Origin of the sequence: Croceicoccus sp. Ery15, assembly GCF_020985305.1 — a bacterium.
Taxonomy (GTDB): Bacteria; Pseudomonadota; Alphaproteobacteria; order Sphingomonadales; family Sphingomonadaceae; genus Croceicoccus.
In genome coordinates this window covers 1,133,287-1,148,346 of the sequence record NZ_CP087588.1, presented here as the reverse complement: position 1 = coordinate 1,148,346, position 15,060 = coordinate 1,133,287, and the positions used below count along the sequence as shown (strand labels likewise).

The window sequence follows — 15,060 nt, the reverse complement described above, 5'->3', positions numbered from 1 at the left end:
GCCGCCCAACCGGTCAGGTGAACGAACCGCCCGACGCCGCCTTTTCGGCAAGCAGCTTGGCCGGTTCGATGCCCATCGCCTTCAAACCTTCGACGATTTTGGGCAGGCCGTGGATATCGGCCCAGCACATGGGGCCACCCTGATAGGACGGCCAGTTATAACCCAGGATCGCGGTGACATCGATATCGCCTGCCCGCAGCGCGATCCCCTCTTCCAGAATTTTCGCGCCTTCGTTGACTACCGGATAAAGGAGGCCAGTCAGCACTTCGTCTGCCGTCAGCGGCGGCGCTTCCTCGATACCGTTTGCGGTGCGTACTTTTTCGACGATTTCCAGAGCGGCGGGGGCAGGGGTGCCACGGCGCTTTTCGTCATAGTCATAGAAACCGCCATTCAGCTTTTGCCCGCGGCGTTCGGCTTTCACCAGCTCGCCCGTCATGGTCACTTCACCGGGGAAGGTGATGACATCAAGCCCGATCAGGTCAAGCAGAGCGATCGGGCCCATGGCAAAGCCATATTGCTTCATCGCGGCATCGATTTCCTGCATCGGCGTGCCGCGTAGCAGCATGTTCTGGCTGGCGACCAGATAGGGCAACATCAGGCGATTGGCGATGAAACCGTCGCACACCCGCGCCAGCACGGGCGTCTTGCGCAACGTCTTGCCCAGTTTCATGCCGGTCGCGATCACGCTGTTCGAACTCTTGTCGCCGCGCACCACTTCCAGCAGAGGCATGACATTGGCGGGCGAGAAGAAATGCAGTCCCAGCACCATTTCGGGCCGCCCGGTCAGCGCGGCGATGTGGTCGATATCGAGGAAGCTGGTGTTCGACGCCAGAATAGCGCCGGGCTTGGCGATCGCGTCCAGACGGGAAAAGACCTTTTCCTTGACCTCCATGCTTTCGAACACCGCCTCGATTACCAGATCGACATCGGCCAGATCGTCCATTTCGAGCGTGCCGGTGATCAGGCCCGTCAGGCTCTCGACCTGATCGTCGGTCAGCCGGCCCTTTTTCGCCGTATTCTCGTAATTCCTGCGGATCACGCCAAGGCCGCGCTCCAGCGCTTCAGCCTTTACCTCGACCAGCTTGACCGGAATGCCAGCATTGGCAAAGCACATCGCAATGCCGCCGCCCATGGTGCCCGCGCCGATGATGCCTACGCTTTTGATGTCGATCAGCGGGGTCTCCTTGCCGATACCGGGCACCTTGGCGGTGTCGCGCATGGCGAAGAAAACATGGATCAGGGCGCGCGACTGGTCCGATGCGAGCAGGCGGGTGAATTCGCTGGTCTCGACCTCGATCCCTTGCGCAAAAGGCAGTTCGACGGCTGCCTTCACGCATGTCACGATCGCGTCGGGTGCGATGACGCCGCGGAACAGGCGGCCGTGCGTTTCCCTGATTCGGTCGAACAGGGCGGGATCGGCCCGGTCTTTCACGGTCCAATTGCTGTCCTGCGAAGCGCGAGGCAAGGGGCCGTCCTGTGCCATCAGCGCCGTGGCCATTTCGATGGCGGCGTTGTCCTGTTCGCCAGCGGGCACGATCCTGTCGATCAGGCCGGCTTTCAGCGCCTTTGCAGCGTCGATAGGCTTGCCCGTCAGCATCATGCCCAGCGCAGCCTCTGCGCCGACCAGGCGGGGGAGACGCTGCGTGCCGCGCGCACCGGGTAGCAGACCCAGTTGCACCTCTGGCACACCCATTTTCGAACCCTCTGCCGCGACGCGGTAATGGCAGCCCAGCGCCAGTTCCAGCCCGCCACCAAGCGCAGTGCCGTGCATGGCCGCAACGACCGGCTTTTCCAGAGCCTCTATCTTGTCGAACACATCGCCATGGAACGGGGCGGGAATGTCGGGAAACTCGCCGATATCGGCACCTGCGGGAAAAGTCGCGCCATCGGCGCGGATCACGGCGGCGAGAATATCGGCATCGGCGGCAATCCGGTCAGCCGCGGCGTCGAGCCCTTTACGCACTTCATGGCCCAGTGCGTTGACGGGGGGATTTGCGATCGTAACGATCGCGATGCCATTTTCGACTTCGACGGTGACGGGCTCTGCCATTCTGCTCTCCTTGATGGTCGCCGGTGCGCAATTGTCCGGCTTTACTGGTGCGCCAGCAAGGGACGAATCGTCCGCTGGCATTTAGTCGAGGGGATGGCGTGGGACGCCTTCAATGGCAAACATGCAGGCGCCCAATCGCATCTTTCAGATTGGGCTACACGCCAGTCGCGTGCACGAAAAAGCCGCCCGGTCACTTGGACAGAGCGGCTTTTCCAATTCAAAGCGGCGGATCAGAAGCTGACCGGCGGCAGATCCTCATCGTCATCACCGCCTTTTGTCGCAACATATACGCCACCAGCGATCAGCAAAAGGCCGAGGAGGATGAAAATCGTTCCATTATCGTCGTCGTCGCCCAGTTCGCTGGCATTGCCAGCGGGTGCCGCGATGCGGGCGTTGGTGGAACCGACCGTGCCGAGTGGCGCAGCGTGAGCATGGATCGGCGCGATCACCACATTTGCGGCGATAATCGTGGCCGTAAGTCTCTTGAGCAGCATCGTTCCTCGCAATAGATCCGTTCTATTCATGCCCATGATAGTAACAAACGGACTATATTGCAATGCAATATGGTAAAGAGTTTGACCTCCCGACCGGGCATGGGACTTTTTAGCGCTAAAAGGCCCCAACAGCATATTGAGGTGGAGCGATCCCGGTCGCTCCACCCTTGAAAATAATCAGGCGCTGACTGGCTCGTCGTCATCGTCGTCCACAGCGAGCCAGATGCCGCCACCAATAACTGCAGCCATGACGACGAGCGACAGCAGGCTGGCGCCGCCAAGTTCGCTGCTTTCGCTCGCAGGCTGTGATGCACGCTCTACCCCGTTGGCGCTGGCCAATACCGGAGCGGTGGCAACCCCCATTGCTGCTAAACCGCAGATAATTTTCTTCCACATGCTGCAAGTTCCTTTTTCATGCCCGTCAATGCCCAAACCGGCTGGCGATCAAAAAGTTCTCGCAAATGCGATGAATGGAGGTGTGCGATGCGGCAGGCCGAAATTCATGGAGAGCTGCGAGTGTTCGGATAGTTTGCCGAACTTCCTGCTGCGATTGCGAACCGCCCGACTAAATAATACCCATATGAGAAACCCCGCAGCGAGCTGGCTCGCCACGGGGTTTCGCATGGTCAGCGGCCAGGAAGTGCCGCCCTGACGAAGCCTCTATCGCTCTTCCGCGCCCGCTTGCCGATCAGGAAAATTGCTTTTCGAGAAATGGCGCAGGCAGCGAAAACGACTTAGCGATAATGCCTCGTAGTGGACTTCACCGACCTCTCTGCTGGACCATGAGACATCGGATCACCTCCTTTCGCGCCGGGGCCAAGATTGCCGCGCATTCGCAAGCCCCCTGGTGCCTTGCGTGCGGCCGGGCCGGGGCGGGATCCGGGCCTTCGCTGACCGCTTCCTGGCAGTCTGCGGCGACCCGTCGCCCCGTCCTTGATTCGCAGGCTGCAGTTTTTGCGCTGCAACGACAAGGCTTGAAATTGTTTTATTCACTGTCAGAATGGACGGGTTGTCGTAAATCAGGCCAAGCCCCTCAATACACAGGGCGAATTGCCGGATTTCTGCCCGTTCGGCGCGCTATTGACGGCAATCCTGCACCACCCGCGCAACTTCCGCCCAACTCGGCATGACCAGCAATGTCTGGCCCGATACCGACACGGCGAACTTTCCACGCGAAAATACGATGGCATCAACCAGCGAATCGTTGGGGGACAGGCTGGCGACCAGTTGCGGCGAAGCGCCCGACTGAACGGCGGCGGGCACGGTACGGGTGGTAGAGGTCGTCGCTACTGTCATGCCGGTTTCGGCGGCATTCGCGGGGCTGCCCGAGCGCCACAGGCGGATCTGGCGGCTCGGCTTTTCGCAAGCCATGGTGAACTGCGCACCTGACTGGGTGGTACCGAACAAGGCGCGGGTAACATTGCCGTCCGCGCGATAGGCCCAGGTCCCGGGCGTCACCGGCGTATCCTGCCAATCGGCAATCGTCCGCTGGACCGGTTCGGGCACCGGTGCCGGAGCGGGCGCAGGCGCCGGAGCGGGGGCGGGCGGGGGCGGCGTCGGGGCACATGCGGCCGCCAGCGCCAACCCCGTCGCGGCGATCATTGTACCCGTCAATGTCCAGCAACGCCGCATGGCTGCGGTGGCGGTCTTGCAGCGCGCGGTTTCGGGGATTGCGGAAACGGGCGAATGGGAATTGCGGCTTGGCGTCATGGTCTGCTTATGCGAAGCCTTCACCGTTCGCTCAAGCGCCAATCGGCCAAAGCGGTTTTTCCAGCCGACCGACCATGACAGAATCCCCAAAAAACAGCCCCTCAACCGACAAGAAGCAGAAACCGCGCAAGATGCGGGTGGACCAAATGCTGGTTGAGCGCGAATTGGCCGAAAGCCGCAGCCGCGCACAGGCGCTGGTGATGGCGGGGCTGGTGTTCGCGGGCGAGGTGAAGATCGCCAAGCCCGGACAGCAATTACTGTCCGATGCCTCCATAGAGGTGCGCGGGCGCGATCATCCATGGGTGTCGCGCGGCGGGATCAAGCTGGCCCATGCGCTCGACCATTTCGCACTGAACCCGGATGGTGCGACGGCGATGGATATCGGCAGTTCGACCGGCGGATTTACCGATGTGCTGCTGACAAACGGGGCAAGCCATGTTTTCGCCGTCGATTCGGGCACGAACCAGCTGGCCTGGAAATTGCGGAGCGATCCGCGGGTTACCGTGCTGGAACAGACCAGCGCCCGGATCCTGACGGCAGACCAGATCGACCGCCCCTGCGACTGGGTGGTCTGCGATGCCAGCTTCATCTCGCTGGCAAAGGTGCTGGCCGTGCCGCTCTCGCTTGCCGCGCCCGATGCGACATTGGTTGCGTTGATCAAGCCGCAATTCGAAGTGGGGCGCGAGGAAGTGGGCAAGGGCGGGGTGGTGCGTGATACGGCCTTGCACGAACGGGTTTGCGAGGAAGTGGCGGGCTGGCTGCGATCCCAAGGCTGGACTGTGCGCGGCCTGACCGAAAGCCCTATCAAGGGGCCCGAAGGCAATATAGAATTCCTGATCTGGGCAGGGCGGGGAACACGCGCGGCCTGAGGGGAGTTGGAAACGGCATGAACACGCCCGAAGACCGCACAGCGACCGAACCGCCGCTTCACATTCCGTCCTATCGCCAGAAATCGACGCTCTGGTGGGCGATGATCTGCGTGCCCACAGTGGTGATACTGGGACTGGCGTCGGGGCGCCTTTCAGGGTCGGGCGTTGGCGATCCGTGGTTCGATGCGCTGGTAAAGCCCGATATCTTCCCGCCGGGCTGGCTGTTCGGCGTGGTCTGGACGATTCTTTATGCGATGATGGGATTTGCGCTGGCGCTGGTGCTGGCCAGCGACCGCAAGACGCATAAGCAATCCGCACTGGCGATATTCGGCATCCAGATGGTGGTGAACCTTTTGTGGTCGCCGATCTTCTTTGGAATGCACATGCTGACATTCGGGTTTTTCTTGATCGTCCTTCTGGTGATTCTGGTGCTCGCGACCATTGCTTATGCCGCGCGAGTCAGCCGTTTGGCGGCGGCATTGCTGTTGCCCTATCTGGCGTGGATCGCCTTTGCCTCGGTTCTGAACCTGCAGTTCTGGCAGCTCAATTGAATAGTACGCATCTGGCGAAAAGCCGCTAAAAAATCGCTTGAGGCGTTTAAAGAGATTTTTTCTACCCCCTGAAAATTTCCTCGTTATCCCATTGCCGGACACCGCCAATTTCCTGAGCGACCCGACAAAGGGAGTGAGTTTTGCCACGTGCATTGACCCATCTCGAACGGCTTGAGGCCGAGAGTATCCACATCATCCGCGAAGTCGTGGCAGAGACCGAGAATCCGGTCATGCTCTACTCTGTGGGCAAGGACAGCGCGGTGATGCTGCACCTTGCGAAAAAGGCGTTCTATCCCAGCCCGCCGCCGTTTCCGCTGATGCATGTCGATACGACCTGGAAGTTTCAGGCAATGTACGAATTGCGCGACCGTGCGGCCAGCGACGCGGGCATGGAACTGATCGTGCACCAAAATCCCGAGGCGAAGGAACGCGGGATCAACCCGTTCGACCACGGCCCGCTCCACACCGACATGTGGAAGACCGAAGGGCTGAAGCAGGCGCTGGACATTCACGGTTTCGACGCGGCCTTTGGCGGCGCGCGGCGTGACGAGGAAAAGAGCCGTGCGAAAGAGCGCATTTTCAGCTTCCGCACAGCCAGCCATGGCTGGGATCCCAAGAACCAGCGGCCCGAATTGTGGAACCTCTATAATGCGAAGAAGGCCAAAGGTGAGAGCATCCGCGTCTTCCCGATCTCCAACTGGACCGAGCTGGACATCTGGCAATATATCCAGCTTGAGGGGATCGAGATCGTCCCCCTCTATTTCAGCGCTCCGCGTCCCACGGTGGAGCGTGACGGATTGCTGCTGATGGTCGACGACGACCGCTTCCCCCTGAAAGAGGGTGAGGAGCCGGTCATGCGTTCGATCCGGTTCCGCACATTGGGTTGCTATCCGCTGACCGGCGCGGTCGAGAGCGAGGCGGCGAACCTGTCCGAAGTCATTCAGGAAATGCTGCTGACCACCACCAGCGAGCGGCAGGGCCGCGCCATCGACAAGGATGCGGGCGGTGCCGGCATGGAGAAGAAGAAGCAGGAGGGCTATTTCTGATGTCGAATATCCAGGACGAGCCCGTCTATAAGACCGATGCGCTGATCGAGCAGGACATCGACGCCTATCTCGAAAAGCATCAGCACAAGACGATGCTGCGCTTTATCACCTGCGGTAGCGTGGATGACGGTAAATCGACGCTGATCGGGCGCCTGCTGTACGATTCGAAGATGATCTTTGAAGACCAGCTTGCGGATCTGCAGGCCGATTCCAAGCGCGTCGGCACACAGGGGCAGGAGATCGATTTCGCCCTGCTGGTCGACGGTCTTGCCGCCGAACGCGAACAGGGCATCACCATCGATGTCGCCTATCGCTTCTTCGCGACCGAAAAGCGCAAGTTCATCGTCGCCGATACGCCGGGACACGAACAATATACGCGCAATATGGTGACGGGGGCATCCACCGCCGATCTCGCCGTGATCCTTGTCGATGCGCGCAAGGGCGTGCTGGTGCAGACGCGCCGCCACAGCTTCCTTGCCCATCTGGTCGGGATCAAGCACGTCGTGCTGGCGGTCAACAAGATGGACCTTGTCGATTACGACCGTTCGGCGTTTCTCGACATCGTACAGGATTACCGCGAGTTCGCAGAGGAAGTGGGGATCGAGGCGTTCACGGCCATTCCGATCTCGGGCTTCAAGGGCGACAATATCACCGAGCTTTCGAACAAGACGCCGTGGTACACCGGCCCCACGCTGATGGAGCATCTGGAGACGGTCGAACTGTCCTTGGATGAGGATCTGGCAAAGCCTTTCCGCATGCCGGTGCAATGGGTGAACCGCCCGAACCTCGATTTCCGGGGTTTTTCGGGACAGATTACCGGCGGCACGGTCAAGCCCGGCGATCCGGTACGCATCGTGCCTTCGGGTAAGTCGAGCATCGTCAAAAGTATCGTCACTTTCGATGGCGATCTGGAAGAGGCGCAAGCGGGCCAGTCGGTAACCATCACTCTGGAGGATGAAGTCGACGTATCGCGTGGCAGCGTGATCGCGGCCGCCGATAATCCGCCCGAAAGCGCGGACCAGTTCGAATCCACCATCGTATGGATGTCGGACGAGGCGATGCTGCCCGGCCGGTCATACTGGCTGAAATGCGCCAGCCAGACCGTGTCGTGCAGCCTTCAGCAGCCGAAATACCAGATCGACGTCAACACGCTGGACCATCTGGCCGCCAAGACGCTGGAACTGAACGCCATTGGCGTTGCCGAAATGGTAACGGACAAGCCGCTGACATTCCTGCCCTATCGCGACGATCAGGGACGGCTGAACAAGGCGCTGGGCGGGTTTATCCTGATCGACAAGATCACGAACCAGACCGTGGCGGCGGGCATGATCCATTTCGCGCTGCGCCGTTCGCAGAACGTGCATTGGCAGGCGATGGATATCACCCGCGAGGCGAGGGCCGACCTTAAAAACCAGACGGCCAAGGTGCTCTGGTTCACCGGCCTGTCGGGTTCGGGCAAGTCGACCATCGCCAATCTGGTCGAAAAGCGCCTGCACCGGATGAACCGCCATTCCTTCCTGCTCGACGGCGACAATGTGCGCCACGGGTTGAACAAGGACCTTGGCTTTACCGATGCGGACCGGATCGAGAATATCCGCCGCGTGGGTGAGGTGTCGCGCCTGATGACCGACGCGGGCCTGATCGTCGTCACTGCGTTTATCAGCCCGTTCAGGGCCGAACGCGACATGGTGCGCGCGATGATGGAAGAAGGCGAATTCGTCGAGGTCTTTATCGATACGCCGCTCAGCGTTGCGGAGTCTCGCGATGTGAAGGGCCTGTATAAAAAGGCACGTTCGGGTGAACTCAAGAACTTCACGGGGATCGACAGCCCCTATGAAGCGCCGGCCAATCCGGAAATCCGTATCGACACGACGAGCATGACGGCCGAGGAAGCGGCCGACCGCATCGTCGAATATGTGCTGGGGTGGTGACGATGACGGACACGATAATCAGGGACGATGCCGAACTGGCTGCACGGCTAGCCGAGGTCGCAGGGCGCATCGCGGTCGAGGTGCGCGACAGCGGGCTGATCGAGGGCAAGCCTTTGGGCAGTGCGGGCGACAATACCGCCAATGCCTTTCTGATGCGCGCGATCGCTGCCCAGCGTCCCGACGATGGGGTCTTGTCCGAAGAAAGCCGTGACACGATGGAACGGCTGGGCAAGGACCGCGTGTGGATCATCGATCCGGTCGACGGCACTCGCGAATATGGCGAGCGACGGACCGACTGGGCCGTGCATGTCGGCCTTGCGATCAAGGGCGAGCCGGTGATCGGCGCTGTCGCGCTGCCGGGCGTTCCCACCGTGCTGCGCACCGATCAGGTGACGGAACTTCCGCCCGCGCCTGAACGGCTGCGCATGGTCGTCAGCCGCACGCGCCCCGGCAAGGACAGCGAGGCCGTTGCCGAGGCGATCGGCGCCGAACTGGTCCCGATGGGCAGCGCAGGGGCCAAGGCCATGGCAATTATTCGCGGAGAGGCCGATATTTATCTTCATTCGGGCGGGCAGTACGAATGGGACAATTGCGCCCCTGCCGCGGTGGCACTGGCGCATGGGCTCCACGCCTCGCGGATCGACGGTTCGCCGCTGCGCTATAACCGCGAGGATGTGTCGCTGCCCGATCTGCTGATCTGCCGCAAGGAACATGCGGACAGGGTGCTAAACCTGGTTTCCGAACTGGCCTGATCGCGGCTGATAGACATGAAAAAAGCCCCGCGCGCCGGTTCGCGCGGGGCCTTTTTTCGCACCCGTTGCCTTTCGGTCAGCCCTTATCGATCAGCCGCGAAACCGCATCAATGGCATAGCCGTAACCCGCCACGCCGCAGCCCACGATCACGCCCGCCGCAATGTCGGAGAGATAGCTGTGATGGCGAAAACTCTCTCGCGCATGGACGTTGGAAATATGGATTTCGACGAAGGGTCCGTCGAACGCAGCCAGTGCGTCGCGGATCGCGATCGAAGTGTGGGTAAAGGCCGCGGGGTTGATGACGATGCCGTCCGCCTTTCCGCGCGCTTCCTGTATCCAGGTTACGAGATCGCCTTCCGAATTGGATTGGGTAAAGCGCATCGCATGACCAAGAATGCGGCATTTTTCGGCACAAAGGCTTTCCACATCGTCCAGCGTGTCATGCCCGTATATCTCCGGCTCGCGCGTGCCGAGCAGGTTGAGATTGGGTCCGTTGAATACGCAGATCAGCCCCATGGCCCGCCCCGTCGTTGCGCACGGCCAGCCCGTGCCCTTATGGCTTAGGTAACGCCCAAGCGCGGCGCAAGCAGGCGGTTAGCGGCTGTGGACGAGCATGTTGCGCAGCGAATCCTCCAGCGTACCGACCGAGCAGGGTTTGGCGCAAATGGCGGCATCGGGATAGCGCTGTTTCAGAAACTCGGGCTTCGCATGGCCCGAGTGAAAGATGATCGGCACATTCATTTCGGCAAGGCGGTCGGCCAGCGGCATCACATCACCGTCGGTCAGCTGCACGTCCAGAATGGCTGCTTCGGGACGCACTTCGCCAATCGCGCTCATCGCGCGGGCCACGCTGGGGTAGGGGCCATCGACTTCGTACCCGCAATCGGCCAGCCGGTCGTGCAGATCGAATGCGATGATCATTTCGTCTTCAACAAGAAGAATCACTGGTCTTTCTCTGCATTCCTTGCGTTCAACAGGTCCAACAGCAGTCATTCCTTGTCTGCCCATCTTGTCCGAACCGCCTGATGCCGTTCGATATTTTCGGACCCCTTGTGTTGGTCCCGCGCAAACGGGGCCGACGAAAGGGAAACGCGGTTCCGGTTGCGCGGTTCCGCATGGGGTTCGATTGGATGGATTCTTACCGTTCGGGCTTTCCGTTCGACAAGACCGCCCTGTCGATCAGCAACTGGCTGTGCAAAACTTGCGGAAGCTGCTCCGCCTCCTGCCCGGGCCGATACCATAGATAAAGCGGCACTCCCGCCGCCCCTTGGGCGGACAGGAACCGGGTGATCGCGGGATCGCGGCGCGTCCAGTCACCCGCCATGACGGTGACGCCATTGTCGCCGAACGCCTTGATCACCGGATCGCGGGCGATGGCGACCTGTTCGTTGACCTTGCAGGTGACGCACCAGTCGGCAGTGAAATAGAGGAACACCGGTCCCTTTGCGCGTGCCTGTGCCAGGGCATCCTCGCTGAATGGCAGGGTACCGGGTATCGCGCTTTCGGGGGGGCGATTGTCTTGCGGATCGACAAAGGCACTGGCCGCGCCCGCGCCTGCAAGCGCGACAAGGCAGGCGGCCACGGCGGGCAACATGGCCGACAAACCGCGGCGCTGGCGTCTGCGCACCAGCCAGCACAAGGCCAGCACGAGCAGCGTGAGCAGCACACCACCTGCCAGCAGTGCGGTTCCCCCCAATCGCCACCCCAGCCACAAAAGCGCCATGCCCGTCAGCGCCATCGGAATTGCCATGATGCGACGAAACCGCTCCATCCAAGGGCCGGGGCGTGGCAGCAGGCGTCGCAGGGCGGGAATAAAGCCGATCGCAAGAAATGGCGCGGCAAGGCCAAGACCCAGAGCGCCGAACAGCAGCAAGGCCTTTAGCGGCGGCAAGAGCAGGGCTGCGCCCATTGCCGCCGCCATGAAAGGCGCGGTGCATGGCGTGGCCGCAACGGCCGCCAGCAAACCGGTCATGAATGCGCCGCCGCCGTTGTTTTCAACGCCGACGGGTAGGGTGAATTCGAACAGTCCCGCCAGATTGGCGGTGATCGCCACCACCAGCGCCAGCAAAAGCACGATTGTCGCGGGTTCCTGCAATTGAAAGGCCCAGCCGATCCCGCTCCCCGCAGCGCGCAGTGCCAGCATTACTCCGCCCAGTGCCAGCACCGCCAGCACCACACCGGCGGTATAGGCAAGCGCCTCGCGCCGGGCTGTGTGTCCGTCGCCGCCCGCGCGCGCCAGATGCAACGCTTTCAGGCTGAGAATCGGGAAGACGCAGGGCATGATATTCAGCAGCAACCCACCCGCGAAGGCCGCTGCGATCAGCGCAAGGCCCGTGCTGCCGAACAGGCTGTCCGGCCTGTTGCCCACGCCCGATATGGCAGGAACCTTGCCTGCTTCGGCGGTAAATCCGATCCCTGCGCCTGTCGTGTCGAGCCGCAGCACCATTTCCAGCGGCCCGCCCGCCCTGGCGTTCTCACGCGCCTTGGTCGCTACGATCAGCCAGTCGCCTTGCCGTTCGAAGTTCTGCGGGGCGGCGTAATCGACGATGCCGTCGTCTGCGAAGAACAGATGCGGCTGATCCTCTTGCGCACCGGCAGCAAGCGGGACGGCAATCCGGATATTCGCGCCATCGATCTGATAGCGGCCCTTGGCCAGAACCGGTGCGGGTAGTGCTTGCCGCCATGTCGCAAAGCGCGGATCGGAAACTGTCGCGGCGGAAGGGTTGGCATCTTTTGCGGCGACGGTAACCACTGCCGTAAGCTCGGCCTGTTCGGGCACGCAGATACGGTCGGTGCAGGCCAGCCAGTCTGCTCGCAGCCGCACAGGCAGCGTGTCTCCCGCCGCTGCATCAACGGGCACGGTAAAGGGTACCAGCACCGCATAGGGCCCTTCGTAGACATGGTTCATCAGCGAGCCGATCAGCAAAGGCTCGGGCGTGGGATAGAGTGGTGCGCCGGTCATAGCCCCGTTGGGCAATTGCCAGTCCAGCCCCATGCCAAAGCCAGCATCCCCGGGGTTCAGCCAATAACCGTGCCAGCCGTCTTCAGGCTTCATGGCGATGGCGATTTGGATGGTTTCGCCCGGATTGGCGGCGCGTTCGGGGACCAGTTGGGCGGCGATATGATTGGTCTGGGCCGCAGCGGGCAAGGCTATGAAGCCGAGCAGCACCATCAAGATCGCCATGAACAGTCGCAGCGCCGGATGCGCCGGTCGGGACGGTCGAATGCTAGGCTGGGACGGGCTGGTCATGCGGGGGCGTGCACTCTGCATTCGTTGGCTGAATTCGTTGGCCGAAATCGCCGATCCGCCGCGATGGGGCTTGCGCCATGGCGGGCAGGCGGCCATCTGGGCAGGACTTATCGAAACTCGTGCCGGGACTTAGGCATCGCAGTGCCCTATGTCCATATTGCGCGGGTTTGGAAGGCGGAAGGAATGACGATGGCAGAGACGGACCGGCGCGATGTCGTGATACTGGGCGGCGGGCTTGTCGGGCTGACGCTTGCGCTGGCGCTGGCGCGGCAGGGCATCACCAGCCATGTCATCGACGCAGGCGATCCCGGCGCGCAAACGGCCGAGGGTTTCGACGGCCGCGCCTCGGCCATTTCGACTGCCAGCTGGAACCTGTTTGGCAATATCGGTGTGCGACCGTTCCTCGAACCCTTTGCCAGTCCGATTACCGAGATTGCGGTCAGCGACCAGCTGAAGCCGGGCGAATTGCGATTCAAACCGGCCGAGGGTGAGGGCTCCTTGGGCCGCATGTTCGAAAACCGCCGCTTGCGTATGGCCCTTTTCGAAGCGGTGAAAGGCGTGACCGAAATCGCCTATCACCCCAACAGCCGTGTCGTGGAGCGGCAGCGCGGCGCGCATGGCGTGGCGGCGGTGCTGGCCGACGGCACGCGGTTCGAGGGAAGCCTGCTGGTCGGCGCCGAAGGGCGCGGCTCTCCCACGCGGGAAGAGGCGGGGCTGGTCGTGGCAAAATGGAATTACGGGCACCGTGCAATCATCTGCGGGCTGGCACATGAAAAGCCGAATGACGGGATCGCGTGGGAGATTTTCTATCCCGCCGGACCCTTTGCCTTGCTGCCGATGAACGATGACGAGATGGGTCGCCACCGCACCGCACTGGTCTGGACCGTGGCAGAGGATGACGCCGCCGCGTGGCTGAAACTGGGCGAGAAAGCCTTCGTGGCGGAGGCTGAAAAGCGCATGGGCGGATTGCTGGGCAGGCTGGAGCTTGCCAGCCCGCGTTCGTCGTTTCCGCTGGGATTTCACCATGCGCCCACGATCATCGCTGACCGGCTGGCGCTGGTCGGCGATGCGGCACATGGCATTCACCCGATCGCGGGGCAGGGTCTGAACCTTGGCCTGCGCGATGCGGCGGCGCTGACCGAAGTGCTGGGCGAAGGGGTACGTCTGGGTCTCGACCTTGGCGATGCGCAATTGTTGAAGCGGTATCAGGACTGGCGCGGGCTGGACGATTTCATGGTCGCCGCTGCTACCGACGGACTGACGTGGATTTTCGGCGTGCCGGGCAAGACGGCAAGCGCCATCCGCCGCTTGGGCATGAGCGCGATCGAGCGGACCAATCCGTTGAAACGCTGGTTCATGGACGAGGCGCGCGGCGTATCGGGTAAGCTGCCCGAACTGTTGCAAGACGCCTAGCGAAGGCCGTCCGGCGCCTTACCGGGCCGAACTGACGGTCTGGTTGCTACCGTTTGTGGCAGTCCCGCCATCGTCGCCAGCAGAGGCAGGGCTGGGTTGGGCGGGGTTAGGTTGCGCAGGGCTGGGTTGGCGCACCGGCTGTCCCTGCGAATCCGACAGATTGCGCGGTTCAAGCAGCGCCGCGGTTTCGATCAGGTCCAGTGCCTGTTGTGTCGCCACATATCGCTGGGCGTTTTCCAGCCATTCCTTGGTTGCGTCGCGATTGGGCAGGCGCGCCACCAGCGCGGCGGCAGCCTCTACACGCCCGTCGTTCAGCAATTGTTGTGCCCGTTCCAGCCGCACGACCGGTTGCGGCGACGGCACATCGGCCTTTCGCAGCACGAACAGCCCCGCGATCTCTGAACGGATACGCGCCCAGCCGGTCAGATCGTCGGGCTCTGCCACGGCCGTTTCGGGCAGGCTTTGCAGACCCTGCCGCAACTGGTCGAGCGTGACCGGATTGCGCGCGCTGTTGATAATGGTGCGCACTGCATTGGGCTGCGCATTGCCAAAGCGTAATTGCAGCTGGTTTTCCAGATAGCCCAGCGGCGCGCCGCGTTCGACCAGGCGGCGCGCGGCAAAGGCGACCAGCAGCCCTTCGGCGCGGGCGGCATTGCCCGACGCGGCTTCGGCCTGCATGTCGAGCCGGTTGAGGCGGCGTTCCAGATCGCCGACCCGCTGGCCCACCGTCATCTCACCCTCGGGCAAAGCGGGCAGCGGCGCGGCGGCAGTCAGTTCCGCCTCTGCGCGAGGCGTTGCCTCGACCGGTGCTGCGACCTTGGCGGGTTCGGCCGTGGGATCGGTTAGCCAGCCGGTGCTCCACGCAAGGTAAAAGGCGGCGGCAAGACCAAGGATGAATGCCAGCAGAACGCTTGCCGCAATCTTGCGGAAACGGTTGCTGCTTCGGGATTGGCCATAGGGCACTGAGGCGTTGGGGGCGCTGGAGTCCATCGT

Annotated in this window: 14 protein-coding genes; 6 read left to right on the top strand and 8 right to left on the bottom strand. The window is 62.2% G+C overall.

Annotation, left to right across the window (positions count from 1 at the left end):
- Positions 1-13: 13 nt before the first annotated feature.
- The 4 genes from LOZ77_RS05695 to LOZ77_RS05680 all read right to left on the bottom strand — a co-directional run bounded on the left by LOZ77_RS05695 (position 14) and on the right by LOZ77_RS05680 (position 4,254).
- Positions 14-2,050 carry a 3-hydroxyacyl-CoA dehydrogenase NAD-binding domain-containing protein gene (locus LOZ77_RS05695; protein WP_230281217.1) on the bottom strand — a complete coding sequence of 679 codons (2,037 nt, stop codon included), beginning with the start codon at positions 2,048-2,050 and terminating at the stop codon, positions 14-16.
- Positions 2,051-2,280: 230 nt separating this feature from the next.
- Positions 2,281-2,580, bottom strand: coding sequence for a hypothetical protein (locus LOZ77_RS05690; protein WP_230281216.1), 300 nt, complete (start codon positions 2,578-2,580; stop codon positions 2,281-2,283).
- Between the two features lie 141 nt (positions 2,581-2,721).
- Entirely contained in the window at positions 2,722-2,940 is a 219-nt protein-coding gene (locus tag LOZ77_RS05685; protein WP_230281215.1) for a hypothetical protein, read from the bottom strand.
- A gap of 681 nt (positions 2,941-3,621) precedes the next feature.
- Complete coding sequence (locus LOZ77_RS05680; protein ID WP_230281214.1) at positions 3,622-4,254, bottom strand: hypothetical protein; 633 nt, start codon at positions 4,252-4,254, stop codon at positions 3,622-3,624.
- A 74-nt stretch (positions 4,255-4,328) separates the two neighbouring features.
- Between LOZ77_RS05680 and LOZ77_RS05675 the strand changes: the two genes are divergently transcribed.
- From LOZ77_RS05675 to LOZ77_RS05655, 5 genes are all read left to right on the top strand, one after another.
- Positions 4,329-5,123 carry a TlyA family RNA methyltransferase gene (locus LOZ77_RS05675; RefSeq protein WP_230281213.1) on the top strand — a complete coding sequence of 265 codons (795 nt, stop codon included), beginning with the start codon at positions 4,329-4,331 and terminating at the stop codon, positions 5,121-5,123.
- A 17-nt stretch (positions 5,124-5,140) separates the two neighbouring features.
- A complete protein-coding gene (locus LOZ77_RS05670; RefSeq protein ID WP_230281212.1) occupies positions 5,141-5,674 on the top strand; it encodes a TspO/MBR family protein in 534 nt (177 codons plus the stop codon).
- Positions 5,675-5,814: 140 nt separating this feature from the next.
- Entirely contained in the window at positions 5,815-6,720 is a 906-nt protein-coding gene (gene cysD, locus LOZ77_RS05665; protein ID WP_230281211.1) for a sulfate adenylyltransferase subunit CysD, read from the top strand.
- A complete protein-coding gene (gene cysN, locus LOZ77_RS05660) occupies positions 6,720-8,651 on the top strand; it encodes a sulfate adenylyltransferase subunit CysN (protein ID WP_230281210.1) in 1,932 nt (643 codons plus the stop codon). The genes cysD and cysN overlap by 1 nt, the downstream gene beginning before the upstream one ends.
- Positions 8,652-8,653: 2 nt before the next feature.
- Complete coding sequence (locus LOZ77_RS05655) at positions 8,654-9,403, top strand: 3'(2'),5'-bisphosphate nucleotidase CysQ (protein ID WP_230281209.1); 750 nt, start codon at positions 8,654-8,656, stop codon at positions 9,401-9,403.
- 76 nt (positions 9,404-9,479) lie between these two features.
- On the opposite strand, the gene aroQ is transcribed toward LOZ77_RS05655, so the two are convergent.
- The 3 genes from aroQ to LOZ77_RS05640 all read right to left on the bottom strand — a co-directional run bounded on the left by aroQ (position 9,480) and on the right by LOZ77_RS05640 (position 12,588).
- Positions 9,480-9,920 carry a type II 3-dehydroquinate dehydratase gene (aroQ, locus tag LOZ77_RS05650; protein ID WP_230281208.1) on the bottom strand — a complete coding sequence of 147 codons (441 nt, stop codon included), beginning with the start codon at positions 9,918-9,920 and terminating at the stop codon, positions 9,480-9,482.
- Positions 9,921-9,998: 78 nt separating this feature from the next.
- The gene (locus LOZ77_RS05645; RefSeq protein ID WP_230281207.1) at positions 9,999-10,325 is read right to left on the bottom strand and encodes a response regulator; all 327 of its coding nucleotides are present in this window, start codon (positions 10,323-10,325) and stop codon (positions 9,999-10,001) included.
- Between the two features lie 217 nt (positions 10,326-10,542).
- Positions 10,543-12,588 (bottom strand): protein-disulfide reductase DsbD, encoded by a 2,046-nt coding sequence (locus tag LOZ77_RS05640; protein WP_230281206.1) that lies wholly within the window; start codon positions 12,586-12,588, stop codon positions 10,543-10,545.
- A gap of 255 nt (positions 12,589-12,843) precedes the next feature.
- Between LOZ77_RS05640 and LOZ77_RS05635 the strand changes: the two genes are divergently transcribed.
- Positions 12,844-14,067, top strand: coding sequence for an FAD-dependent oxidoreductase (locus LOZ77_RS05635; RefSeq protein ID WP_230281205.1), 1,224 nt, complete (start codon positions 12,844-12,846; stop codon positions 14,065-14,067).
- Between the two features lie 18 nt (positions 14,068-14,085).
- On the opposite strand, the gene LOZ77_RS05630 is transcribed toward LOZ77_RS05635, so the two are convergent.
- A complete protein-coding gene (locus tag LOZ77_RS05630; protein WP_230281204.1) occupies positions 14,086-15,057 on the bottom strand; it encodes a hypothetical protein in 972 nt (323 codons plus the stop codon).
- Positions 15,058-15,060: the final 3 nt, after the last annotated feature.

Excerpts from the sequence above, each read along its gene's own strand:
- LOZ77_RS05680 (WP_230281214.1), bottom strand. The coding sequence starts at position 4,254 with ATGACGCCAAGCCGCAATTCCCATTCGCCCGTTTCCGCAATCCCCGAA.
- LOZ77_RS05695 (WP_230281217.1), bottom strand. The coding sequence starts at position 2,050 with ATGGCAGAGCCCGTCACCGTCGAAGTCGAAAATGGCATCGCGATCGTT.
- LOZ77_RS05690 (WP_230281216.1), bottom strand. The coding sequence starts at position 2,580 with ATGGGCATGAATAGAACGGATCTATTGCGAGGAACGATGCTGCTCAAG.
- LOZ77_RS05655 (WP_230281209.1), top strand. The coding sequence starts at position 8,654 with ATGACGGACACGATAATCAGGGACGATGCCGAACTGGCTGCACGGCTA.
- LOZ77_RS05640 (WP_230281206.1), bottom strand. The coding sequence starts at position 12,588 with ATGGCGATCTTGATGGTGCTGCTCGGCTTCATAGCCTTGCCCGCTGCG.
- LOZ77_RS05675 (WP_230281213.1), top strand. The coding sequence starts at position 4,329 with ATGACAGAATCCCCAAAAAACAGCCCCTCAACCGACAAGAAGCAGAAA.
- LOZ77_RS05685 (WP_230281215.1), bottom strand. The coding sequence starts at position 2,940 with ATGTGGAAGAAAATTATCTGCGGTTTAGCAGCAATGGGGGTTGCCACC.
- cysN (WP_230281210.1), top strand. The coding sequence starts at position 6,720 with ATGTCGAATATCCAGGACGAGCCCGTCTATAAGACCGATGCGCTGATC.
- LOZ77_RS05635 (WP_230281205.1), top strand. The coding sequence starts at position 12,844 with ATGGCAGAGACGGACCGGCGCGATGTCGTGATACTGGGCGGCGGGCTT.
- aroQ (WP_230281208.1), bottom strand. The coding sequence starts at position 9,920 with ATGGGGCTGATCTGCGTATTCAACGGACCCAATCTCAACCTGCTCGGC.
- LOZ77_RS05645 (WP_230281207.1), bottom strand. The coding sequence starts at position 10,325 with ATGATCATCGCATTCGATCTGCACGACCGGCTGGCCGATTGCGGGTAC.
- LOZ77_RS05670 (WP_230281212.1), top strand. The coding sequence starts at position 5,141 with ATGAACACGCCCGAAGACCGCACAGCGACCGAACCGCCGCTTCACATT.
- LOZ77_RS05630 (WP_230281204.1), bottom strand. The coding sequence starts at position 15,057 with ATGGACTCCAGCGCCCCCAACGCCTCAGTGCCCTATGGCCAATCCCGA.